The sequence below is a fragment of the Gilliamella sp. B2717 genome, assembly GCF_026536675.1.
Taxonomy (GTDB): domain Bacteria; phylum Pseudomonadota; class Gammaproteobacteria; order Enterobacterales; family Orbaceae; genus Gilliamella; species Gilliamella apicola_I.
This window is the reverse complement of the sequence record NZ_JAFNNQ010000040.1, coordinates 47,356-72,185: the sequence shown is the minus strand read 5'-3', so window position 1 is coordinate 72,185 and position 24,830 is coordinate 47,356. Positions and strand designations below refer to the sequence as shown.

The following is a 24,830-nucleotide window of genomic DNA, read 5'->3' as shown; positions in this document are numbered from 1 at the left end:
TCTTTATATTTTTAAGATTTTTAAAATTTATCTAAAGTTGCTTTCAACAATTCAATCGCTTGTTTATCTTTAGCACTATTTTGCCACAATTTATCAAATAACAACCGGTATCGCTTAATCGCATCGTGAGAAGAGGTAATAGAAGCAATCCCTGTGGTCACATTCGGTAATTCACCTAATCGAAACGGGCTCATTGCTAACGAAATCGGGTTTTCATTTTGATAAAATAGTTGAAAAGCAATAGATGGAATTGCATGCTCTGTAATAGCAATGGTTGGCGAATAAGTTTGTTGTTCAATTAATTCAATTAAGTGATAGACTTCTTTGCGAGCTAATAGCATGCGTTCAGACTTTTTACCCGGTGAAAGATTTAAATTACCGACTAAACCAATATGTAAAAAACGTTCTACATTGCGTAAACTAATTAAATTAATGACTTTAGGCGCTGATTGATAGAATTGTGTTTGTCGTTCTTTTAAAATGGCTAACGTTGTTGCATATTTTTTTAAATTAATTGAATCGCCCGATTCATCTAGCATCATAGCAAGATGAGAAAGATAATCTGGTGAAGTGAGTAAAAAAGAAAAAGGATCAAAATGAGAATAAATATGTGTTGATTGTTCTTCAAGTTGGCGCATACGTTCAAAAAAACCTTCACCACTTGAATAATATTCAGTATCAATACCAAGCAAGCTTGCTAAGGATGTATCTAACAAAGTCGCTAAACGTCCTAATGTTTCGATTTTGATAATTTCACCCTTTTCAAGACGGTAAACCGCAGCTCTTGAAATTCTAAGATTTTGTGCTATGTCTTCTGCTTTTAAGGAAGCCGCTATACGATACGCCCGTAAACGCTGACCTATCGCACAATAATCAATCGATCCAGTATTCATAATTCACTCAAACCATTCGGATTTTGGCAGTGTAACATAAGGTAATCATATTGCCAATTTGCAATCCAGGCAATTTTGTTCAATTCATCAATATATGATTTTTGACTCAAGTAATGGATAATCTATCATCCATAATTAAATAACGTCATAAATATTGGCATTAGCAATGTAAGCAAAAAACCTTGCACGATAGCCGGTGGCACTATCATTATTCCTGCTCCTTTCTGTAACATAGGCAAAGTAAAATCCATAGACGTTGCACCACATAAACCCAGTGTTGTTAATTTATACCGTTTTATTAATGTTGGAATAAGTATAATGGCAAAAAGTTCACGTAATATATCATTTAAAAATGTGGCACTGCCAATAATTGCCCCATGCGCTTCAGTCATTAAAATGCCTGACAAAGAATACCAACCAAATCCAGATGACATACCTAATCCTATACGCAAAGGAAGATCTAATAGTAAAGCGGCTACCATTCCACCAATAAAAGTGCTTATAATGACAATTAGCGTTGTTGCAATACCAACTTTGTTAAGTAAAATTTGTTTAAGTGAAATATTATTACTTCTTAACTGAATACCAATTAACAAGAGTAAAAAAACTAAAACAACCTGAATAATGTTTTCGGTATATTGCCATACAAACAATGGAAAAAGTCCGACTATAAATCCCAAAACAAGTGCAATAAAGACACGCAATGATTCCAATATCATTTTTACGCGTGAACCAAAGGTTTGATTAACACTTGAAGCTTTCCACGGTAAAAATAGGTCAAATAACATTAGAAAAATAAAATTCCCGCCAAAAGTACAGATAAAAATAATAGCAGTATAAAATAGAATATTTTGCAAATTAGTCGCAAGGTTATCTAAATGAGCAAGTTCTGCGCCCATAATAAAAAGAATAAAATAAACCATCCAACTTAGAATTTGGTTAATTTTAGCTATCCATTTTTCTTGTTTGCATTTAATTAAATAACCAATGCACAAAGGCACAAGTGCTATTAGAATACCAAAATACATATTTCATTCCCTACTAATTAATTTAAGACAATTATTTTATTGAGCTTTAATTAAAAAAATCGATAAACAACAAGTTGAATATCGATTGTAATCAATTTTGATAATTTGACACTACATTAGGTAAATAATCATTACCTTTAGTATATTATATTAATGATGCTAATTGTGTTTCAATATTCAGTTTGAGTTGATCTAACAAAGCATAACGATTACGGTATTCAGAACGTTTTTTACTTGCTATATCTTCTAACGATTTACGTGTAATCTCAGTGGGTAAAATAAATAACTCACGATCATCTTGTTGACCATCGATTGTTAACCAAAAATCATCATAATCAGACAAAATGCGTTCTTGTCTGCTGTTATAACGCCAATTGTTATACACATGCGTTTTATTTCCAACCGCCACAATTTGCTCAAGCTGAAAATAATGCGCAATGATTAATGCTGCCTCAACGGCGACTCGTTTTGGAAATAATCCATAACATTGCTTAGTCGCTTTTTGTACCCGAACTCGCGCTTCATGATGACCGGTACCTTGCAACCCTGCAATAAATAAAGTCGTTTTTTGTTGATATTGAATGATTGAAAAAGTTAATGTTGCTAAATCAATACCGTCATTATCATAAAAATAAAGGCTTATTTCGCCTTCTCGAGCAAACTTGTTACGCGCTTGAATCGCAATTTGAATATTAGCTTCATTTTTTGCTGTTAGGTTAGCCAATACATATGGAGTTTTAGGATTATAAAAAGCCTTAGTCATGCTATCAGGCTGATTCGCTAAAAAATCATAGTGATATGCTAACGCATCAAAACGCTCTTGTTGCGACAAACTTGATGATAAATACGGTCTTTGTAATTTACACGGTAAATTGGTTTGGCAAGAAAAATAGTAGCCAAGTAATGGATATTGTCTTAATTTATCCAACCATTTTAGTGTAATAGGACTTAAAAATAAGGTTCTAAAAAAAAATTTATAACGATAAGTCGGATTAAGCCAAAGTTCATTTAGCGGAAGTTTACCGGTACATAGCCAGTTAAAAAGTTGCCATTTGCTTTTTGGCTGGGACATATTCGTAATATTATTCATAAGCAGAAAAAATAAATTTGAGTTAGTTAATTTATAAAAAATTTATATGTGGCTAAATTATAAAATATCAATAGATATCAAAGATTAGTCATAAATACCAACTTTAAAGAGTACAATACAACATAAATCAACGCAACCTTTGCCATCTTATTCTATAAGAAAAGAAAATAAAAAACGGTGAACTGGTCACCGTTTCTTATTAAACAATTATTCAGTTTTTATAAACTCAATTATTGTCCTTTCACTTCTTTAAGTCCGTTGAATGGAGCCTTAGCACCTAATGCTTCTTCAATACGGATTAATTGATTGTATTTAGCAACACGATCAGAACGGCTCATAGAACCCGTTTTGATTTGACCAGCAGCTAAACCAACAGCTAAATCAGCAATAGTTGAATCTTCAGTTTCACCACTACGGTGAGAGATAACAGCAGTATAACCTGCATCTTTTGCCATTTTAACCGCTGCGATAGATTCAGTTAATGTACCGATTTGGTTAACTTTAACTAGGATTGAGTTAGCGATGCCTTTTTCAATACCTTGTTTGAAGATTTTGGTGTTAGTTACAAACAGATCGTCACCCACTAATTGGATTTTGTGACCTAATGCTTTAGTTTGGTATGCCCAACCGTCCCAATCGCTTTCATCTAAACCATCTTCGATTGATACGATAGGATATTGTTCAGTTAAACCTTCTAAATAGTGAGTAAATTCTTGAGCAGTAAACTCTTTATTACCTTCACCTTTTAATACATATTTACCTGTTTCTTTGTTATAGAATTCAGAAGCAGCACAGTCCATCGCTAAAGTAATATCTTTACCTAGTACATAACCCGCTTTTTCTACAGCTTCTTTGATACAAGCTAATGCTTCAGCATTTGAATCTAAATTAGGGGCAAAACCACCTTCATCGCCTACAGCAGTATTCATACCTTTAGCATGTAAAACTTTCGCTAAGTTATGGAATACTTCAGAACCCATACGGATTGCTTCACGTACTGTTTTCGCGCCAACTGGTTGAATCATAAATTCTTGTAAATCGATGTTATTATCCGCATGTTCACCACCATTGATGATGTTCATCATCGGTAATGGCATTGAATATTGACCTGGCGTACCATTCAAATCAGCAATATGTTGATATAGTGGAACACCTTTTGCTGCTGCTGCTGCTTTAGCATTGGCTAATGATACTGCAAGAATTGAGTTTGCACCCAAGTTAGATTTAAAATCAGTTCCATCTAAATCAAGCATGATTTGGTCGATAGCCGCTTGATCTAACGCATCTTTACCCACAACTGCTTTCGCAATTGGTCCATTTACGTTTTCAACTGCTTTTAAAACACCTTTTCCTAAAAAGCGAGATTTGTCACCATCACGAAGTTCTAATGCTTCACGCGAACCAGTTGATGCACCAGATGGAACGATTGCTAGACCAACAAAACCACCTTCTAAATGAACTTCAGCTTCAACTGTAGGGTTCCCACGAGAGTCGATGACTTCACGACCATGTACTTTAACGATTTTTGCCATGTTATTTTCCTCTATATGACAGATATATTACAAATGTAAAACTTTAAAACTATTTTTGTTGTAGCTGCTGATACTCCTTGGCAGCTTTTATAAAACTACTAAACAGTGGATGCCCATCTCGTGGTGTCGAGGTAAATTCCGGATGGAATTGACAAGCAACAAACCATGGATGATTAGGAACCTCAATAATCTCGACTAATTTTCTATCAGTTGAAAGTCCTGTTACTTTTAATCCTGCTTTTACAATTTCAGGTAATAAATTATTATTCACTTCGTAACGATGACGATGACGCTCAGTGATTGACTCTTTTTTATACATATCAAATACTAATGAGTCTGGTTCTAAATGACATATCTGAGAACCAAGTCGCATAGTACCACCTAAATCACTATTTTCATTACGTTGCACAACATTACCCGATTCATCACTCCATTCAGTGATTAACGCAATGATTGGATTCGCACAATCTTTAACAAATTCTGTAGAATTTGCGTCTTTAATTCCAGCCACATTACGAGCATATTCAATCATGGCAACTTGCATTCCAAGACAAATACCTAAATAAGGTATTTGGTTTTCACGCGCATAGCGTGCAGCAATGATTTTACCCTCAACGCCACGATACCCAAATCCACCCGGAATAAGTATTGCGTCTAAGCCTGAAAGTAAATCCGTACCACGCGATTCGAGATCTTCAGAATCGATATAACGAATATGAACAGTTAAACGGTTTTTCAACCCGCCATGTTTTAATGCTTCGTTTACAGACTTATAAGCATCGGGTAATTCAGTGTATTTACCCACCATACCTATTGTGACTTCACCAACAGGATTGGCCTCTTCATAAATCACTTGTTCCCACTCTGATAGATCTGCTTCAACGCAATCAAGGTGGAATCGATTGCAGACAAAAGTATCTAAATTTTGTGATTTTAAAAGAGCAGGTATTTTATAAATTGAATCGACATCTTTTAATGAAATAACTGCACGTTCAGGCACATTACAAAATAGTGCAATTTTTGCTCGCTCATTAGCTGGAATGATACGATCTGAACGACAGATTAACACATCAGGTTGAATACCAATAGATAACAACTCTTTGACTGAGTGTTGTGTAGGTTTTGTTTTAACTTCTCCAGCAGAAGCTAAATATGGCACTAGGGTTAAATGCATAAATAAGGTATGTTCTCGACCTACATCAACCGCTAATTGACGAATCGCTTCTAAAAATGGAAGTGATTCAATATCCCCAACTGTGCCACCGATTTCAACAATAGCAACATCGAAGCCTTTAGCTCCTGCAATAACGCGAGATTTAATCTCATTGGTAATATGGGGAATGACTTGAACAGTTGCACCTAAATAATCCCCACGACGTTCTTTGCGTAATACATCGGAATAGATACGCCCTGTTGTGAAGTTATTTTTGCGAGTCATTTTAGTGCGAATAAAACGCTCATAATGACCTAAATCAAGATCCGTTTCTGCCCCATCTTCCGTCACAAAAACTTCACCATGCTGAATCGGGCTCATTGTACCCGGATCGACATTAATATAGGGATCAAGTTTTAACATGGTGACTTTTAAATTGCGGGCTTCTAAAATTGCAGCGAGTGATGCTGCGGCAATGCCTTTACCAAGAGAAGAAACGACACCGCCTGTAACAAAAATATAATTCGTGACCATTAATACCAGACCATTATTAATTTATAAGAACAATATTGCGTCGTTTTCAAACGATAAAAGCAACACAATATACGATAAATCAGACGGGAAAATAGTATAACAGAATCTGACCTTGCTCACAATTGAATAATTATCTTTAACAGATGTTTTAATTAAGCTGATTAGATAGATTTAATGCTACTCAATCTAATCAACTTTAATTTGAAAACAGAATTATCTTCGACAATCAATCTAAACTGTAAGATTAGCATAAAAGTTATTAATCTTACTTTTTCGAACTCGATTTTGTATCCGTTTCCAAATGAAAATTAAACCATTAAAAATCGTACTTAATGCAAAAAAAGCAAATAAAGAGATACTTAAAATAATGGGTAACCACCTGTCTTGTTCATTAATTTGATATCTAATGTCAGGATTAATCGTAAATCCTGAGATAGAATTATCATCTCGATAATAAATATCTGAGACTAATCCAGAAAAATTGACTCGCCCCGATTGGCTATTCAAACTATTTTGAAAAGTTGAATTCGAAACCCGATTAGATTCTAAATCCTCTTGGTCTTTGCTATCTGTTTCGTTAAAAAACTTATTTTTCAGCGTAATGAAGAAAGAAACATTATCGGTTTGATTATGGATTTCTACTTTTCCGCACTTACTATTCACCTTTTTGTTATATTTATCACAAAGTGCCCCTTCCGTGGTAACATTTACCCAATCGCCCTCTTTTAGATTGTTGGTTAATAATTGTGAACTATCATCAAAATTCCAACTTTTCAGGTCATGATTAGCAAAGTGATACATATAAAAGATATTATCTTTAACATTGGATTTTGCATAAACAATAAATGTCAAAATAATACCTACAAGAAAAAGCCATAAATTACGTCCCGCAAACTTTGGTGGTCCAAAATTTTCAATCTCTTTCGAAACTGACAATGTATAACCATAACGAATTATTTTTTTATCCTCAAAAGTAACATCAAGCTCAACATTAGTTAATGTATGTTCGGGTATATATGCTTGCCAATTATCAGGATAATTTAAAATAGAATTATGACCAACAGTAATTTGTTTCGTTTTAGCGTTTTTATTTTTAACTTTTCCTCTTATTCGATTAACAAATTGAATTTTTACTTTAGACTTTGGTTTACGACAATAAAAATAGATAACTGCTAGTAAATTTATGCCAAATAAAAACAGATCAAATAGTTCATTACTTTGCCAATAATCTAAAAAATAATTAATTGTTAAAAAGCAAAAAAATACCGCAACTATCCCTTTATTATTTTTATTCCGATACGCTGATTCTAACGGTGTTTCTTGCCGTGTCATTAAAATTTCATAACCAAATTTTTGTTGATTTTCAATGCGATTGTTTATAGTCTCATTGTCATGATTATGATTATAATTTTCTGGATGTTGAACATCAAACAATTCACTTGCCCAATACTCCATATCATCTTTTTCTAATTTTTTTTCATTGATGATATTTTGATGCGCTGCATAACGAATATCGTGATCATTTAACCTAATCACAATGGCATAATCTTCAGTGAAAACTACTTCAGCCACATTATCATCTAAGATAAAACGATCCATATCATAGGGGATAATGACATCAATATTATTAATTTTATAAAAAAGTGTTTCGCCAACATAGTGATTGATATTTTGTTTGACTAATTTGCCAGATATTGATATTACATCTGAATTTATTAATGACGATTCTTTTACCTCTGAAGATAAATGTTTTGTTGTTTTTAGATAAGGTGTTATAAGACGTTCTTCTAGTGTGGACAATTGCCTAATAGGCCTAAGATCAACAATATAGTTTTTTTCAATTAACTTTTTCTTTTTTTTGTTACTTTTGAAGTTTTTTCTAATCGACGAAACGATCAAAACCAAAATGTGAATGACTAATATTAAACCAAATATATTCATTTTGTGACTTATTCCTTATGAAACATTATTATAGTTATATTTAACTGATAAAATTGGTCAATCTGATTCTTTTATTTAGTGATTTGCTGTTTTTTCACTACGCGATAATCCAATAATTCCCGATCGAACCATTTCGACAATATGACAAGTTTCACGTATCGACGCTAAGAAAGAATCTAGTTTTTCACTTGTACCCGATAATTGAACAATGTAATGCGTTGCGGTAACATCGACAATCGAGCCTCTAAAAATATCGGCACAACGTTTAACTTCATCTCGTGCATCAGACCCTTTAGCAGCCACTTTCACTAACATAATTTCTCGTTCAACATGAGGCCCTTCGGTTAAATCATGTACACGGTAAACATTGACAAGTTTATGAAGCTGCTTTTGAATCTGCTCTAGTACATGTTCATCACCTGTTGTTTGAATGGTCATTCTGTGCATGGTCGGATCTTCTGTCGGTGCTGTCGTAATGGTTTCAATATTAAAACCACGTTGTGAGAACAGACCAATAATTCGAGATAAAGCCCCGGGTTCATTTTCTGTTAAAATTGATAAAATATATCGCATTAGGTTCTCTCCGTTTTACTCAGCCACATTTCGTTCATTGCTCCACCACGTATTTGCATTGGGTAGACATGTTCAGTTGCATCGGTCATGACATCAATAAAGACTAATCGATCTTTAATTGACAAGGCTTTTTTAAGTTTTGTTTCCAGATCTTCACGCTTGGTAATGACCATACCAACATGACCATAAGCTTCCGCTATTTTTGCAAAATCAGGCAATGATTCCATATACGAACAAGAATGTCGCCCAGCATAAATCATATCTTGCCACTGTTTAACCATGCCTAAAAAACGGTTATTCAGATTTAAAACAATAACCGGTAAACCATATTGTAAAGCGGTAGAAAGTTCTTGAATATTCATTTGAATACTACCATCACCGGTTACACAAACGACACATTGATCTGGAAAAGCAAGTTTCACCCCAAGCGCAGCCGGAAGACCAAACCCCATGGTACCTAGACCACCAGAAGTAATAAAATGACGAGGTTTATCAAATGGATAATACAAAGCAGTAAACATTTGATGTTGACCTACATCAGTAGTGACAAATGCGTTACCTTGAGTCAATTTATATAAAACTTCGATTGCTTCTTGTGGTTTGATGCTTTCACCTTCATGACTATAAGCTAAACAGTGACGTGAACGCCAATGATCAATTTGTTTCCACCAATCCACTAATGCATCAAGATCACGATCAGCTTGCAATTCATTAAGTTCGGATAACATCGTTTCAACCACTACTTTAGCATCACCCACAACAGGAATAGTGGCAGAAATTGTTTTTGAAATTGATGTTGGATCAATATCAATATGTATTATTTTTGCTTTCGGACAATATTTTTCAACATTATTGGTTGTTCTATCATCAAATCTGGCACCAACAGCAAATATTACATCGGCATTATGCATCGCCATATTGGCTTCATACACCCCATGCATTCCAATCATGCCTAAATAGTGTTTATCTGTACCAGGAAAAGCACTTATCCCCATTAATGTTGACGCAACAGGGAGATTCAATTTTTCGGCTAAACGTTTAATTGCATCACTTGCACCGGCGCTAATTACTCCGCCACCAATAAACAAAACGGGTTTTTTAGCTGCCAATAATGTCGTTAATGCTTTTTTAATTTGTCCTTTATGTCCTTGAATAGTTGGATTATATGAACGCATTGAGACAGATTTAGGATAATGGTAATTATATTTATTTGCAGGATTAACAATATCTTTTGGCAGATCAATCACAACCGGGCCAGGTCTACCTGTTGACGCAATATAGAAAGCTTTCTTAATAATTTCAGGAATGTCTTTACTGTCTTTTATTAGAAAACTATGTTTGACTATCGGGCGTGATATACCGACCATGTCGCACTCTTGGAAGGCATCATTGCCAATCAAGTTACTTGCTACCTGACCCGAAATAACAACCAATGGCACAGAATCCATGTAGGCAGTCGCAATACCAGTAATGGTATTGGTCGCTCCAGGCCCTGATGTTACGAGTACAACACCAACATCACCTGTAGCCCTAGCATAACCATCAGCCATATGTACAGCGGCTTGTTCATGACGAACTAATATATGCTCTATGCCACCTAAAGTATGAATTGCATCGTAGATATCAAGAACACTACCACCGGGATAACCAAATATCTGTTTTACTCCTTGATCAATCAAAGATTGAATGACCATTTCTGCGCCTGACAGTTTTGCCATCGTTGTTGCCTCCAATATTACAAATTAGTCATTTATTTTGCATTAACTACTACATTAAATCAATAAACTGTATAAGGTTATTAATTTTCTTTATACGATAACAGCGTTAACAAATGCTAATAAAAGTCAATATAAAACATATTGTTAAAAAATTTAACGCAAAATATAATTTTTGTGTTTTATTGTTATTTTTATGTTTTTTCTATACACTTTGGAAAAGTCTATTTAAGTCTTATCTAAACCCGACATATTATTCCTAAAAGGTATTATCATGAGCAATTATTCTTTGGAACCTATCTCGCTTACTGATTGGCAATTAGTAAAAGTGACAGGAGAAGACAATCTTAAATATTTACAAGGTCAAGTGACTATTGATATGAAAAATCTTTCCGAGCACTCAGCATTGTTTGCTGCTCATTGTGATGCTAAAGGGAGAATGTGGAGTAATCTATTATTATTTATGCGCGGTGCTGAGATATATTATTTATTGCGTAAAAGTGTTGCAGAAAAGCAAATTACCGAACTAAAAAAATATGCTATTTTTTCCAAAGTGACGATTGAAAAGGAACAAGATTTAAATATGTATGGGATTATGGCTGATGCATTACCAGCGCAAATACTATCAAAATTCAATGATGATAATTGTGTTAATGATAATGACACTACTTATATTAAATTAATGTTACCTCACCCCCGAATCATTGTCATTACACCACAGCCTATTGAAAGTCATTTACAACCAAGCAATAAATGGTTACAACTTGATTTAGAAGCAGGCTATGCCATTATTGATAGTGAAAATACAGAAAGTTTATTACCGCAAGCGTGTAATTTACAACTCTATAATGCCATTAGTTTTGATAAAGGTTGTTATTGCGGACAAGAAATGGTTGCTAGAGCGCAATTTCGTGGCACTAATAAACGTGGACTTTATCTATTATCTGGCAAAAGTGATGTACTACCTATCATTGGTGATACGATAGAATATCAAATAGAAGGAAATTGGCGAGAAGGGGGGAAAGTGTTAGCAGCACTAAAACTTAATCAAAATCATGATGTGTATGTACAAGTTGTACTACCTAATGGTATAGATATCAATACTGACTTTAGAATTAAAGGACAATCAACAAGCAAGCTAAATTTTCATTGATTAATTAGTTGCTATTAATCATTCCAATTAAAAACGATATCGATTTTTCAATTTATATTCATTAAAATTAAACAATTTGAATTGATAAGAATAGCTAGAATATAGATAAATATGTTCTAGCTATCAATGAAATCTTTAATTATCCCTTACCTAACTCTTGATAAACAATTTGCACAAAATAGTTTACACCCGTTGTTAATAGCTCATCATTAAAATTATAAGCAGGATTATGCAAATTTGCTCCTTGCCCTGCACCTAACCAAACATAAGCACCAGGAACCTTTTGTAACATAAAGGCAAAATCTTCAGATCCCATTGAAGGAGGAGGATCAATCGTTACATTATCATCGCCCACCACTTTTCTTGCAGCGCTAATGGCTATATCCGCCTGCTTAGCATAGTTTATGGTAGCAGGATATCGGCGCTGATAACTGACTTCCACTTTGGCGTCAAAAGTTGATGCGATGCACTGCGCTATCTGTTTGATTCTTGATTCAGCCATGTCCTGAACATCGGAACTAAATGCTCTAACCGTTCCTCGAATTACAGCTTGTTGAGGTAATACATTCCAAGTATCACCACTATGAATTTGTGTTACGCTGACAACTAAGGAGCTAAGAGGATCGGCATTACGGCTCACAATACTTTGTAATCCATTGACGATTTGTGTTGCAGTTAAAATTGTATCTTTACCCAGATGCGGTGCCGCTGCATGTGAGCCAACACCTGTCACATTAATTTCAAAGACATCATAAGATGCCATTATTGCACCGTGATTAATATAGAAATGATTTAATGCCATATTGGGCTGATTGTGAATTCCATATACTGCTTCAATAGGCAATTTATCAAATAGCCCATTTTCCGCCATTACACGGCCACCTCCTTCGTTTTCTTCGGCTGGTTGGAAGATGACAACTACCGTTCCACTAAAATCACGATGCTGGCTCAAATATTTTGCCGTTCCCAATAACGTTGCTGTATGACCATCATGACCACAAGCGTGCATTTTTCCGTGTATTGTTGAACAATAATCAATATTATTCACTTCGGTAATATCCAAGGCATCAATGTCAGCTCGTAAAGCAATCATCCGCCCTTCTTTATTACCTTTTATGATGCCAACAACCCCTGTGGGTGCAAAGTCAGTGTATAATTCTGATATACCAAATGATTTCAACTTTTCAATGATAAATTGAGTGGTATTAGTTTCTTCAAATGCAGTTTCGGGATGAGAGTGAATATAGTGACGCCATGAGATCATCTCATTTTTTAGTTGTGTAATTGAGTCCATTAATTATTCCTTTCTGACTAATTGATTTACCAGTTATACCTCGAATTAATAGCAACTATAATACGATATCATTCTTAATAAAAATAACTAATTTTACTATGATTATTAATTTTGGTTATAAGTTTCACATTTAAAACTAGTTAAACGCCTCTATTTTCAATCAAACATTAAAACGGCTTTGAAAACAGTATATAACTGAAAAAACTCACACATAGTAATACAAAATCAAATAACCCGACATTAACAAAAACGGACCAAATGGAATTACAGTTATTGATTGATCACTTAATTCATAACGCAAAATAAGATAATAAACGATAGCTAAAAATGATGAAAAAACTAACAACAAGGGAAGATCTTCATAAGATATCCATGCGCCTAAAGCAGCCAATAACTTAACATCACCCTGCCCTAGTCCCTGTTTTTTGGTCAGCAAATAAAATAATTCTTTAGGGACAATTAATAAAAAATAACCCCAAATAATGCCAGTGATCGCTTTATTTAACGTAATGCCAAACAGATTAAAATAGCCAGCTAAAATCCCTAACCATAGTAGGGGTTGAGTAAATAGATCTGGCAATAAATAATATTTTAGATCTATCATTGCCAATAAGACAAAATAACACGCTAATATCATTAATAAAATCGTATTCAAAGTCCAGCCTTTTGTCAAAAATAGAATAGCAAAAATAACCGCAAATAAAATCTCAAATACGATATAGCGATAATGAATTTTCCCTTTGCACGCCCAGCATTGTCCCTTCAGTAATAGCCATGAAAAAACAGGAAACAGTTGCCAAAATCTAAGTTGTTTGTGACAATGTGGACAACGAGAGCGATGAAAAGAAATAGCAATTAAATATTCATACCCTGAATAGATAGGCTTAAAACGACAGTAAGCCACATGAATGAAGCTTCCCAAACACATTCCCAATCCAATAATTAACCAAATCATCAATGAATAACATCCCCCAATTGGAAAATCGGTAAATACATGGCAATAATTAAGCCACCAATAATCAAACCTAGAATTAACATCAATAGCGGTTCAAACAGCTGTATCATATTATCAGTCAGCGTTTGATGTTGTTCCTGATAATATTCTGCTAGTTGTTGTAGCATCAAATCTAATGTACCTGACTCTTCACCAACCAAGATCAATTGACTGCACAATGGAGGTAATAAACTTTGCTGCTCGATAACAGCACTGAATGAATAGCCTTGTTCAATTCCGGCGATAATTTGATAAATAACATGACGATAATGGTAATTTTGCATAATTGTTGCAACCGCATTCAACCCACTCAATATAGGAATACCTGCTATTTGAGTTATAGAAAGAGTCTGAAATATTTGGGTTAAATGCAAAGTATGAATTAACGAATTCAAGAATGGTAATTTCAATATTAATTTATCCATTTTTGGGGCGTAAGATTTTTTTAAGTGATAATGATAAATAAGCCAAAACAAACCAATCATGCCGACCCATTTCCCATAGTTATTCTGAATATAGTAAGACAAATCAATAATTAATAATGTAAAAAAGGGAAGTTCAGCTTCAAAACTTTGATAAATATCTACAAATTTAGGTAATACTATCAATAACATAATTAGTGTTACAACAACTGACATAAACAAAAGGAATAATGGATAACGCAATGCTTTTTTTAGTCGTTTTTGTAAATTAATTGATGCCTCTATTTGAAAAGCCAATTGTTCAAAACTCAAATCAAGTTGTCCTGTTAATTCCCCTGTTGCAATAATTTCAGCATAAAGTGGTGGAAAGACAGATTGATGTTGAGTTAGTACTGTTGATAGTCGTTCTCCTTTAGCTAGTTGCCCTGCAATTTCCGTCAATAAACATTGCCAATGCTGTTTAGGGTGTTCATGCGCAAGTAAATGCAAAATTTCAAGCAAAGGTAACCCAGCTTTTAGCATGGTAGCCAGTTGTTTTGTCAAGATAAATAATTCAATACGCTTAAAACCACTTGAAAATACATAGTGACCTGCCTTGAATTTTATGGCGATATCACCTTGCAATAATAATTGCCGTCGCGCATCGTTTTGTGAAGCCGCTATAATTTTATGTTCTACAAAATTGATGTCGTACCAATAATAGAGCCTTTTCATGTTTCACCTAATACTCTATTTATTTCTGCTAAGGTCGTTATCCCTTGCTGTATTAATTGTTCAGCTGATTGCCTTAAAGAAATTTGATTTGAAGGTGTTATAACCTGTTGATTTAAAATTTGGTGTTGAATTTCAGGGGTGATAATTAAAAATTCATATAACCCTATTCGTCCTGAGTAACCACCTACACAGTTCTCACATCCGATTGCGACATAATGTGGAATCGGCTTTTGTCCTAGCCTAATCAGCTCGCTCGCCACCACTTTACAATGACAACATAACTTACGTACTAATCGTTGAGCGATGATTAATTTAACACTAGCAGAGATGAGATATCGTTCTATTCCCATTTGATTCAAACGTGTTATTGCTTCTATACTTGAATTAGTATGTAAGGTAGACAGGACTAAATGTCCGGTTTGTGCAGCTTGAATGGCTATTTCTGCTGTTTCATGATCACGAATTTCACCAATCATCATCACGTCAGGATCTTGCCTTAACAAAGCACGTAAAATGGTTGCAAAACTTAACCCAATTTTCATATTTACAGATGTTTGATTAATGCCTTCAACCGGTATTTCTATCGGATCTTCCACGCTACAGATATTACAATGAGGCAAGTTTAATGTTTTTAGTCCACTATAAAGCGTTACCGTTTTACCGCTGCCTGTCGGTCCTGTAACTAATATTAGTCCTTGTGGGTAATTTAATATTTGTTGAAACTGAGCAAGATCCCGATCCGTTAATCCTAAATCGTGAATTGACAGCGGTGAATCATGATTATCGAGTACGCGTAACACCACTTTTTCACCATTCATAACCGGTAAGGTTGAAATCCGCATAGCATAACGATCTATTACTAATTGCCCATCCTGGGGTAATCGCTGTTCTGCAATATTCAACTTTGCCATTATTTTCAATCTGGCAACGATTTGCTTTGCCAGTGTTAAAGGAGGAGCCAGTATGGTATGCAATACACCGTCAATCCGCATACGAATGCGATAACTTTGTTGATAAGGTTCAAAATGAATATCCGAAGCACGTTTTTTTAAAGCTCTAAGCAATAATTTATCAATACTGTCGACTAGTTGATCTTCTTGCATGACTAAAACCATTTTATTGTTGCATTAATTTAAAATTTAAAGATATCTTCACATACACTATTTAAGCTTACATCAACAGGATTAGTTACACAGGTACGTGACCAATCAACACTACCATGGGTTATATTCAGCGTCGGTGTCATCGTTACTGTTAAGCCAGATAAGGCATTTTGTCCAACTAATTCAATCATCCCATTTGTGACTGTCACTGAGGTGACATAATTGGTTGATTTAGTCATTGGAATACCATTATTTGCATTATTACAATTTGCTAATCCACCTTGCTCAATTACACATATTTCTACCGCTGTTTTGTAAGCGGTCATGGCTTGTAGCATATCGGTCATGGCTGCTTTTTTTACATAACCTTGATAAGCAGGCAAACCAATTGCCGTTAAAATAGCAATTACTATAATTGCTATCATGAGTTCAAATAAGGAAAATCCCGATTGTTTGTTCATATTCATTCTCTGTTATTAAATTGCTAACGAAACACAAGCAACTTTATAGCGTTTAAAAAAAATGAAATAATAACGGTATGCCAAGTATGGAAAAAGGATAACAATAATTGTTTTTCTGATTTCATCATTATTTAAATTATTGGAAGTCAAATCACAAATCAGTCATTTGATAACAAAGTTTTATAAGATAAGGAGTCGATATGTCCTTAAAGATAGTTAATGGTTGGTTACAAGGTGTAAAACAGGTCATTTCACCATTTTATAATGATCGACCAAGTGATAAACCAATTTCATTATTAGTGATTCATAATATAAGCCTTCCGCCCAATCAATTTGGTGGCCCTTATGTAGAACAGCTGTTCACAGGTCAGCTTGATCCAAATGAACACCCTTATTTTGCCGATATCTATCAAATGCAGGTATCAAGTCACCTATTTATTCGTCGTGACGGTGAGATAATTCAATTTGTAGCTTTTGATAAACGAGCATGGCATGCAGGTATATCAGCATTTGAAGAACAAGAAAATTGTAATGATTTTTCAATAGGAATCGAATTGGAAGGATGTGATAGTGAAAAATTTACCGAAGTGCAATATCAACAACTGGCAAAAGTCACCCTTCTACTACAACAAACTTATCCACTTAACAATATCACCGGACACAGTGACATTGCACCAGAACGTAAAACAGATCCTGGGCCTTATTTTGATTGGCAATATTATAGGCATTTGCTTGCTAATAAAATGCAAGCTAACTTAATTAAAGATCAATTAGAACGAATTGAGCAAGCGTTAAAAAAAATAGATTTATGGCAAGCCTTGCCACCCAGTCAGGATGCTTTTTTAAGTCAACAACCTTTTGCTCTTGATACCATGAAGTCATACGAATGGCTACAATGGATTTTTATACCCCGAATTCGAGCTATAATTGATGCCAATTCGGTTATTCCCCCCTTTGCGTTACACCCCTATTTTGAAGAAGCGTTAAAAGAGTCAGAGAAAAATATTGACCATTTGTTAGATCTGATAAAACAACTTGATGAATTGACCCAATCCAAATAGTTAATGGTGGCTTAAACATATGAAAAAGTGATATTGAATAGATCTGAGAAGTTAATTACCGCGTTCTGCCCGCGGTAATTTAATAAAAAATACAATTTTTATTTTTTTAACTTATTTCGATACTCATTGACCGCTTTTAAATGGCTATTATAATTCGTCGTAAACGTATGTCCGCCCTTACCATTAGCGACAAAAAACAGATATTTGGTATCAGCAGGGTGTGCCGCAGCTTCTAACGACGCTAAACTTGGCATTGAAATAGGCGTAGGTGGTAAACCATTAATGACATAGGTATTATAAGGATTAGTCTTATCGGTCATATCAATACGTCTAATTTTACCCGTATATTTATCACCTAAACCATAAATAATTGTAGGATCGGTTTGCAGCTTCATTTTTGCTTTTAATCGATTAACAAAAACAGATGCGACATTCGCACGTTCAGAACTAAGACTAGTCTCTTTTTCAATAATTGAGGCAATAATAAGTAATTCATACGGCGTGCTATATGGCAGCCCACTATCACGATTTTCCCACACTCTTTGCAGGTTATTTTTCATAGTGAGATGAGCACGTTTTAAAATATTAATATCTAAGGTATCGACCGTATAAAGATAAGTATTTGGCGAAAGCCACCCTTCAAGAGGCCCCTCAATACCTAAAATTTTTGCAATATCATCGCTTGATTTATCAACCAAAGTTTGTTGAATGTAAGGAGTATTTTTCATGGTATTTAACCAATCATTGGCTCGCTTCCCTTCTACAAATCTTAGCGTAAAACTGCTTTCTTTCCCTGACACTAATAATTTTAGAAACTCATCAACAGTCATATGGGGTTCTAACTTATATCCCCCTGCTTTAATAGAACTTAATTCAGGATTTAATTTATACAAATAAGGAAGTAGATAAGCCCTATCCATTAAATTTGCTTGATCTATTTGTTCAACTAACTGATGTATTGACGTTCCTTTTTTGATAATAAACACTTTATTATCATCGTTAACATGAATATGCTGTTTAGAAAACTGTTGTAAAAAATAGTAACCCAACGCAAGCGAAGCGGTGACAACTAAAATTATTGCCAAAAACGTGTATAAAAATATTTTTTTAATCATAACTTATTTATCTATATAGTGAACCTTAGCTCGTGTAGTTAAGCGCGTTAATAATTCATATGCACTGATACCTGTATATTTAGCAATTTCTTCTACCGGCAACTCCTTTCCCCAAAAAATGACTTCGTCGCCTGGTTTATCCGAACTATTCAGTCCCAGATCAACAATAATCATGTCCATTGAAACACGCCCCACAATAGGAACACGTCTACCATTAATTAACACAGGCGTATTTTCGGGTATACCGCGAGGATATCCATCACCATACCCCATTGCAACAACACCTAATTTTGTCTCTTTATGACTTGTCCAAATTTGCCCGTAGCCCACAGATTCACCCTTTTTATGCTTTCTTACTGCAATTAGCTCTGACTTAAACGTCATAGCTGGGTGTAATTCGGCAATGGGATTCTCAAAAGGAGAAACGCCATACAAAGCAATACCTAATCGAATCACATCACGATGTGAATTTGGCCAAGCAAGAATACCGCCAGAAGCAGCAATAGATTGCTTATCAAGCAATGATTTGTTAGAAATTGATTCAACAAATTCGTCCAACAGCAAACATTGATTTGACGTTTGGTTGGAAGAAAAATCATCAGCAGAACTAAAATGACTGATAATATTTAATGGTTTACGCACAACGCAACAACTTGCTAATCGATTAAATTCACCTTGAGCCTCATCAAACCGAAACCCTAAACGATGCATACCTGTGTCAATTTTGAACCAAGCTGTGATTTGATTTTCAATTTTAATCGCATTTAACGCATCAATTTGCCAACTTGAATGAACCACAGTTTGCAAATTAAAATCAATTAAATCCGTTATTTCATCATGTGGAAAAAAACCTTCCAACAAAACAATGGGGGTAATAATCCCAATTTGCCGTAACAAAAGCGCTTCAGAAAGTCTTGCAACCCCAAAGTAGTCGACCTTATCGGATAATAATTGAGCAATGCCAGCAATCCCATGACCATAAGCATTTGCTTTAAGAATAGCCATTAAGGAGCTATTAGGTGAATTTCGTCTCACATACTCAATATTATGCAGAATAGCTTGACGATTAACATTAACGACAGCAATAGACATTACTTCCAACCTAACTCAGGTAAAAAAAGATATTTTAATTTCTGTTCTAAATAATAACAAATAAAATATGAAAGGTTAATCAAGTTTTAATACAAAAAAACCACACAATCAATAAGTTAATTAAAAAATTCGGGGGCATAAGTAATTTATCCTTTTAAAAAATCATAGGATAATTCGCTTAAAAACGGTATGATCATTAAAGATATTTTTAGAAATCAGCATAATTTTTTAAAGGATATTAGATGATTGATTATAATGCATTCCCTGAACAACGCCAATCTTTTATCCGGCAGCTTTTGACTGAAAAAGGGCGTGTTGTCAGTGCTGATTTAATTAAATTGTTAGGGGTTTCAGAACACACGATTCGTCGAGATTTACAAAAACTAGCCCGTGACGGTGTTTGCAAGCGTGTATATGGTGGAGCAGTTAGCCATTTAAAACAATCAGCCACATTTGAAACTCGTATTAATCAATGTGTAGACGAAAAATCTTCAGTAGCAATAAAATGTGCAAAATTAATCAAAAATAATTCCTGCATTTTTATTGATACTGGTTCCACCTATTTAGCAATGGCAAGTTATATCCCACAAAATTTGACATTAACGATTGTCACCAATTCTCCTCAAATTGCTTCGGTCTTAAGTAGCCGTACCAATGGCGAGCTCATTTTATTAGGTGGCAAAGTTAATCCGTTAACGGGGGGAACAATGGGCGCTGATACCGTTAATCAAATCCGAAATATGGTCTTTGATCAAACCTTTATTGGCGTTTGTGGACTTGACCCGCATGCGGGGTTAAGCGCAGTTTATTATGATGATGCCTGCTTCAAAAAAGAAGTCATTACGCAAAGCAATGAGGTTATAGCCGCAGTGATTGCCGACAAAATGCAACAAGTTGCTCGCTATAAAGTTGCCACTTGTGAAGATATAGATATCATTATCGCTAGTCGAGATAGCAAAATTGAGGGCTTTGAAGATTTTAATCTCAAAATAAAAATCGCTTAATAGATTCAGCTGTCATCAACTCAATCTGAGCATGCCATCATTTGCTTTGCAATTCAATTAGTTGCTTTATCGTATTCAGTACCGCACTATCATCATTGAAACCGGTGATAAATTTAGCGACAGCTTTGGTTTCTTCAAATGCATTACGCATTGCAAAACTATACTCCGCTTGTTCAAGTAATTCTATGTCGTTGTAACCGTCACCAAATGCCATGGTTTCATGATAATTTACCTTAAGTAGCTGTTGTAATTTTTTGATAGTATTCCCTTTATGAACATCATGCTGAGTGATATCAATCCATGAAGCTTCAGACACCACAATATAAGCTTGGTTTTCAAAAGGAGTTAAATGCTGTCGAGTTTGTAAACATTGCCCTTTTTCATCATATACAGTGATTTTAATAAAGTCATCACCAATAAGAGCATGATCATCCACTTCAATTATTGTTGCATATGAACCTCGGACTTTAGCTTTTAATCGTTCAGGTAAATGGGCTTTGATGACGGCTCCTTGAGCAGTACAAGCAATGATAACGTGCGCTTTACTAACTTGTTCCAAGGTTTTTATCATACGCTGTCCTAATTCGTTAGGTATGAATGAACGATAAATAAATTCACCCTTATGTTTTATGGTCGTTGCGCTATCACCGACTATCCAGATTTTGTCGCTGTAATCACCAAATAGCTCTTCAACCCGTTCACATTGTTTACCGGTACAAGCGACAAAATGAATTTGTTGCTCAGCCATAAGCGCATACACTTGAGAAAATAGCTGACGGTCATAATCACCTTGGCTATTTAAAAATGTCCCATCTAGATCACTTATGATCAATTTAATCATTTTATTATCCTTTCTCATTGCCATTTTATTTAATCAATCAAGATATGATTGATTATGATGCTTTATGATCGATTTGGCAATATTGTAATCGTTCAGGATGAGATCATGATCACAAAAAATGAAGTCATTTAAATTCTATTGATGTTTTTCTATTAGGAAATACTCAATATTATTAATATGTTAAAGTTATTATTAATGCAAATGAGTTAAAACGAAAATGGATCGATTGATTATTGAGAGATCTAAAATTGACGATGACTTATCTACCGCAATATACACTGTTAAAGTGACGGATCGGTATAATAAAAAAAACCGACCATTAAGGTCGGTTTATTTGTTGATTACTGTTTAGCTTCGATATTATCACCCACTAAATCCAAATGAATGGTTTTACCTGGTACTAATTTACCGGACAATATTTGTTGTGCTAATGGGTTTTCAATTTCTTGTTGAATAGCGCGTTTTAACGGTCTTGCACCATAAATTGGATCGAAACCAACTTTAGCAAGATGTTCTAACGCTGCATCAGAAATATCCATTTCATAACCTCGCTCATCTAAGCGTTTTTCAACATGTGCCAATTGAATTCTAGCAATCGCTTTGATGTTTTCTTGACCCAGTGGATGGAAGACCACCGTTTCATCAATACGGTTGATAAATTCAGGTCTAAAATGTTTAGTTACCACGGTCATAACTAATGCTTTCATTTCGTCATAACTAAGCTCAACTTGTCCTTGAATTAAATCAGAACCCAAGTTAGATGTCATGATGATAACCGTATTGCGGAAATCCACTGTACGACCTTGTCCGTCAGTTAAGCGACCATCATCTAAGACTTGTAATAAAATATTAAAGACATCCGGATGCGCTTTTTCCACTTCATCCAGTAAAATTACTGAATAAGGTCGACGTCGTACGGCTTCGGTTAAATATCCGCCCTCTTCATAACCAACATAACCAGGAGGCGCACCAATTAAGCGAGCAACGGAATGTTTTTCCATAAATTCAGACATATCAATCCGTACCATTGCATCTTCACTATCAAACATAAAGTTTGCCAATGCTTTACAAAGTTCGGTTTTACCCACACCTGTTGGACCTAAGAATAAGAAAGACCCAATCGGTTTATTCGGATCAGAAAGACCAGCACGGCTACGACGAATAGCATTTGCTACAGCGACAACGGCTTCATCTTGCCCAATAACACGTTTATGTAAAGCGTCTTCCATGTGTAATAATTTATCTTTTTCGCTTTCAAGCATTCTCGAAACAGGAATACCCGTCGCTTTCGATAATACTTCGGCAATCTCGTTATCGGTCACTTTGTTACGCAATAATTTCATGGTTTTACCTTCTAATTGCGTAGCTGTTGCGAGTTTCTTTTCAAGTTCCGGAATTTTGCCATATTGCAATTCCGACATCTTGTTTAAATCCCCAGCTCGACGAGCTTGTTCTATCTCAGTGCGAGCTTTTTCCAACTCTGCTTTGATATTCTGAGTACCCGAAAGTGCAGCTTTCTCTGATTTCCACTCTTCTTCAAGTGACGCATAATCCTTTTCTTTTTCAGCAAGTTCATTATTTAACATCTCAAGTCGTTTTTTACTGGCATCATCCGACTCTTTTTTAAGCGCTTGTTGCTCAAGTTTAAGTTGAATGATACGTCTTTCAAGACGATCTAATGATTCTGGTTTAGAATCCATTTGCATACGAATACTCGATGCAGCTTCATCAATCAAGTCAATGGCTTTATCTGGCAACATACGATCTGAAATATAACGATGCGATAAGGTTGCTGCAGCCACAATGGCTGGATCGGTAATTTGAACATGATGATGCAATTCATAACGCTCTTTCAAACCACGCAAAATGGCAATGGTGTCTTCAACAGTCGGTTCAGCCACATAAACTTTTTGAAAACGACGTTCCAATGCAGGATCTTTTTCAATATATTGACGATATTCGTCAAGTGTTGTTGCCCCAACGCAGTGTAATTCACCCCGAGCTAATGCTGGTTTTAACATGTTTCCGGCATCCATAGCTCCATCGCCTTTACCTGCACCGACCATAGTGTGAATTTCGTCGATAAACAGAATAATACGACCTTCTTCTTTAGCGATGTCTTTAAGGACAGCTTTCAAACGCTCTTCGAACTCACCACGATATTTAGCACCAGCAATTAAGGCGCCCATATCCAAGGATAAGACACGTTTATTACGTAATCCCTCGGGAACTTCACGATTCACAATACGTTGTGCTAATCCTTCAACAATCGCAGTTTTACCCACACCCGGTTCACCAATTAACACAGGGTTATTTTTGGTACGACGTTGTAACACTTGTATCGTACGGCGAATCTCTTCATCACGTCCAATAACCGGGTCGAGTTTACCTTGTTCTGCACGCTGTGTTAAATCAATAGTGTATTTTTTCAACGCACCACGTTGATCTTCTGCATTTGGATCATTCACGTTGTCGCTTCCTCTTAATTGATTGACTGCTTGAAGAAATTTATCTTTAGTGACACCCGATTTTTTTAGGATATCGCCAAGGCTCCCTTTTTCGTCTAATGCAGCTAATATAAATAGCTCTGAAGAGATATAACTATCTCCATTTTTTTGAGATAATTTATCGCATAAATTTAAAACTTTAATTAAATCTTGAGAAGGGATAACTTCGCCACCGACACCCTGCACTTGAGGTAATCGGTCAATGGATTGATTTAATTCTTGTTGTAAAATGGCATTATTTGCCCCAGCAGCTGCCAATAATGGATTAACACTACTGCCTTCTTGATTAAGCATTGCTGAGAGTACATGAATAGGCTCTATATATTGATTATCTTTACCTAATGCTAAAGACTGCGCATCAGCTAAAGCTTGTTGAAATTTGTCTGTGAGTTTATCTAACCTCATATTATCTATCTCCTTAGCAATAAATTTGGCATAAATGATTAAACACTTATTCCATTTGCATAATGACTAAATGAGTGTGGAAGGAAAAATTTCAAGAGCTTGTCAAGAATTTTTTTACAGATAATAAAAATTAACTTGCGCAAAACATTTTAGACCTAAAAATGATAAATTTAAATATATTTACAATCGCATCCTAAATAGAATA

The 24,830-nt window shown here is 35.0% G+C and carries 19 protein-coding genes and 2 pseudogenes; 4 read left to right on the top strand and 17 right to left on the bottom strand.

Features of this window, described 5'->3' with window-relative positions; translation table 11 throughout:
• Positions 1 to 20: 20 nt before the first annotated feature.
• The 8 genes from J3U35_RS05995 to ilvI form a co-directional block, all read right to left on the bottom strand.
• Positions 21 to 893, bottom strand: coding sequence for a helix-turn-helix domain-containing protein (locus tag J3U35_RS05995; RefSeq protein WP_267360208.1), 873 nt, complete (start codon positions 891 to 893; stop codon positions 21 to 23).
• Between the two features lie 125 nt (positions 894 to 1,018).
• Positions 1,019 to 1,921: a lysine exporter LysO family protein gene (locus J3U35_RS05990; RefSeq protein ID WP_267360206.1), complete on the bottom strand. Its 903-nt coding sequence runs from the start codon at positions 1,919 to 1,921 to the stop codon at positions 1,019 to 1,021.
• 145 nt (positions 1,922 to 2,066) lie between these two features.
• The gene (locus tag J3U35_RS05985; RefSeq protein ID WP_267360204.1) at positions 2,067 to 2,993 is read right to left on the bottom strand and encodes a VirK/YbjX family protein; all 927 of its coding nucleotides are present in this window, start codon (positions 2,991 to 2,993) and stop codon (positions 2,067 to 2,069) included.
• 248 nt (positions 2,994 to 3,241) lie between these two features.
• Positions 3,242 to 4,543, bottom strand: coding sequence for a phosphopyruvate hydratase (gene eno / locus J3U35_RS05980; protein WP_065559328.1), 1,302 nt, complete (start codon positions 4,541 to 4,543; stop codon positions 3,242 to 3,244).
• Between the two features lie 49 nt (positions 4,544 to 4,592).
• Positions 4,593 to 6,230, bottom strand: a complete 1,638-nt coding sequence (gene pyrG, locus J3U35_RS05975) for a glutamine hydrolyzing CTP synthase (RefSeq protein WP_267352489.1) — start codon at positions 6,228 to 6,230, stop codon at positions 4,593 to 4,595.
• 231 nt (positions 6,231 to 6,461) lie between these two features.
• Positions 6,462 to 8,171, bottom strand: a complete 1,710-nt coding sequence (locus tag J3U35_RS05970) for an IgaA/UmoB family intracellular growth attenuator (protein WP_267360202.1) — start codon at positions 8,169 to 8,171, stop codon at positions 6,462 to 6,464.
• Between the two features lie 75 nt (positions 8,172 to 8,246).
• A complete protein-coding gene (gene ilvN / locus J3U35_RS05965) occupies positions 8,247 to 8,744 on the bottom strand; it encodes an acetolactate synthase small subunit (RefSeq protein WP_267352487.1) in 498 nt (165 codons plus the stop codon).
• Positions 8,744 to 10,462: an acetolactate synthase 3 large subunit gene (ilvI, locus tag J3U35_RS05960; protein WP_267352486.1), complete on the bottom strand. Its 1,719-nt coding sequence runs from the start codon at positions 10,460 to 10,462 to the stop codon at positions 8,744 to 8,746. Before ilvI ends, ilvN begins: the two co-directional genes overlap by 1 nt.
• 271 nt (positions 10,463 to 10,733) lie before the next feature.
• Here ilvI and ygfZ point away from each other — a divergent pair, with 271 nt between their 5' ends.
• Positions 10,734 to 11,612, top strand: coding sequence for a tRNA-modifying protein YgfZ (ygfZ, locus tag J3U35_RS05955; protein ID WP_267360200.1), 879 nt, complete (start codon positions 10,734 to 10,736; stop codon positions 11,610 to 11,612).
• Between the two features lie 139 nt (positions 11,613 to 11,751).
• Here ygfZ and J3U35_RS05950 read toward each other — a convergent pair whose 3' ends face one another.
• The 5 genes and pseudogenes from J3U35_RS05950 to ppdD all read right to left on the bottom strand — a co-directional run bounded on the left by J3U35_RS05950 (position 11,752) and on the right by ppdD (position 16,600).
• Complete coding sequence (locus tag J3U35_RS05950) at positions 11,752 to 12,906, bottom strand: M20 aminoacylase family protein (RefSeq protein ID WP_267360198.1); 1,155 nt, start codon at positions 12,904 to 12,906, stop codon at positions 11,752 to 11,754.
• 205 nt (positions 12,907 to 13,111) lie between these two features.
• Positions 13,112 to 13,861, bottom strand: coding sequence for a prepilin peptidase (locus J3U35_RS05945; protein WP_267360196.1), 750 nt, complete (start codon positions 13,859 to 13,861; stop codon positions 13,112 to 13,114).
• The gene (hofC, locus tag J3U35_RS05940; RefSeq protein ID WP_267360194.1) at positions 13,861 to 15,036 is read right to left on the bottom strand and encodes a protein transport protein HofC; all 1,176 of its coding nucleotides are present in this window, start codon (positions 15,034 to 15,036) and stop codon (positions 13,861 to 13,863) included. The genes J3U35_RS05945 and hofC overlap by 1 nt, the downstream gene beginning before the upstream one ends.
• Positions 15,033 to 16,124 (bottom strand): annotated as a pseudogene (locus J3U35_RS05935) (GspE/PulE family protein); the annotation flags it as partial. The gene hofC and the pseudogene J3U35_RS05935, both read right to left, overlap by 4 nt.
• A gap of 44 nt (positions 16,125 to 16,168) precedes the next feature.
• Positions 16,169 to 16,600 (bottom strand): prepilin peptidase-dependent pilin, encoded by a 432-nt coding sequence (ppdD, locus tag J3U35_RS05930; protein WP_267352480.1) that lies wholly within the window; start codon positions 16,598 to 16,600, stop codon positions 16,169 to 16,171.
• A 200-nt stretch (positions 16,601 to 16,800) separates the two neighbouring features.
• Between ppdD and ampD the strand changes: the two are divergent.
• Both ampD and J3U35_RS11605 read left to right on the top strand, forming a co-directional pair.
• A pseudogene (gene ampD, locus J3U35_RS11610) lies at positions 16,801 to 17,343 on the top strand (1,6-anhydro-N-acetylmuramyl-L-alanine amidase AmpD); the annotation flags it as partial.
• Complete coding sequence (locus J3U35_RS11605) at positions 17,344 to 17,661, top strand: YqcC family protein (RefSeq protein WP_411590564.1); 318 nt, start codon at positions 17,344 to 17,346, stop codon at positions 17,659 to 17,661.
• A 98-nt stretch (positions 17,662 to 17,759) separates the two neighbouring features.
• On the opposite strand, the gene mltG is transcribed toward J3U35_RS11605, so the two are convergent.
• Both mltG and alr read right to left on the bottom strand, forming a co-directional pair.
• Entirely contained in the window at positions 17,760 to 18,773 is a 1,014-nt protein-coding gene (gene mltG, locus J3U35_RS05920; protein WP_411590563.1) for an endolytic transglycosylase MltG, read from the bottom strand.
• Positions 18,774 to 18,779: 6 nt separating this feature from the next.
• Complete coding sequence (gene alr, locus J3U35_RS05915; RefSeq protein ID WP_267352477.1) at positions 18,780 to 19,868, bottom strand: alanine racemase; 1,089 nt, start codon at positions 19,866 to 19,868, stop codon at positions 18,780 to 18,782.
• A 242-nt stretch (positions 19,869 to 20,110) separates the two neighbouring features.
• Between alr and J3U35_RS05910 the strand changes: the two genes are divergently transcribed.
• Positions 20,111 to 20,872, top strand: coding sequence for a DeoR/GlpR family DNA-binding transcription regulator (locus J3U35_RS05910; protein ID WP_267360188.1), 762 nt, complete (start codon positions 20,111 to 20,113; stop codon positions 20,870 to 20,872).
• A gap of 37 nt (positions 20,873 to 20,909) precedes the next feature.
• Here J3U35_RS05910 and J3U35_RS05905 read toward each other — a convergent pair whose 3' ends face one another.
• Together J3U35_RS05905 and clpB are read right to left on the bottom strand one after the other, a co-directional pair.
• Positions 20,910 to 21,713 carry a Cof-type HAD-IIB family hydrolase gene (locus J3U35_RS05905; RefSeq protein WP_267360186.1) on the bottom strand — a complete coding sequence of 268 codons (804 nt, stop codon included), beginning with the start codon at positions 21,711 to 21,713 and terminating at the stop codon, positions 20,910 to 20,912.
• Between the two features lie 341 nt (positions 21,714 to 22,054).
• Entirely contained in the window at positions 22,055 to 24,625 is a 2,571-nt protein-coding gene (clpB, locus tag J3U35_RS05900) for an ATP-dependent chaperone ClpB (RefSeq protein ID WP_267360184.1), read from the bottom strand.
• Positions 24,626 to 24,830: the final 205 nt, after the last annotated feature.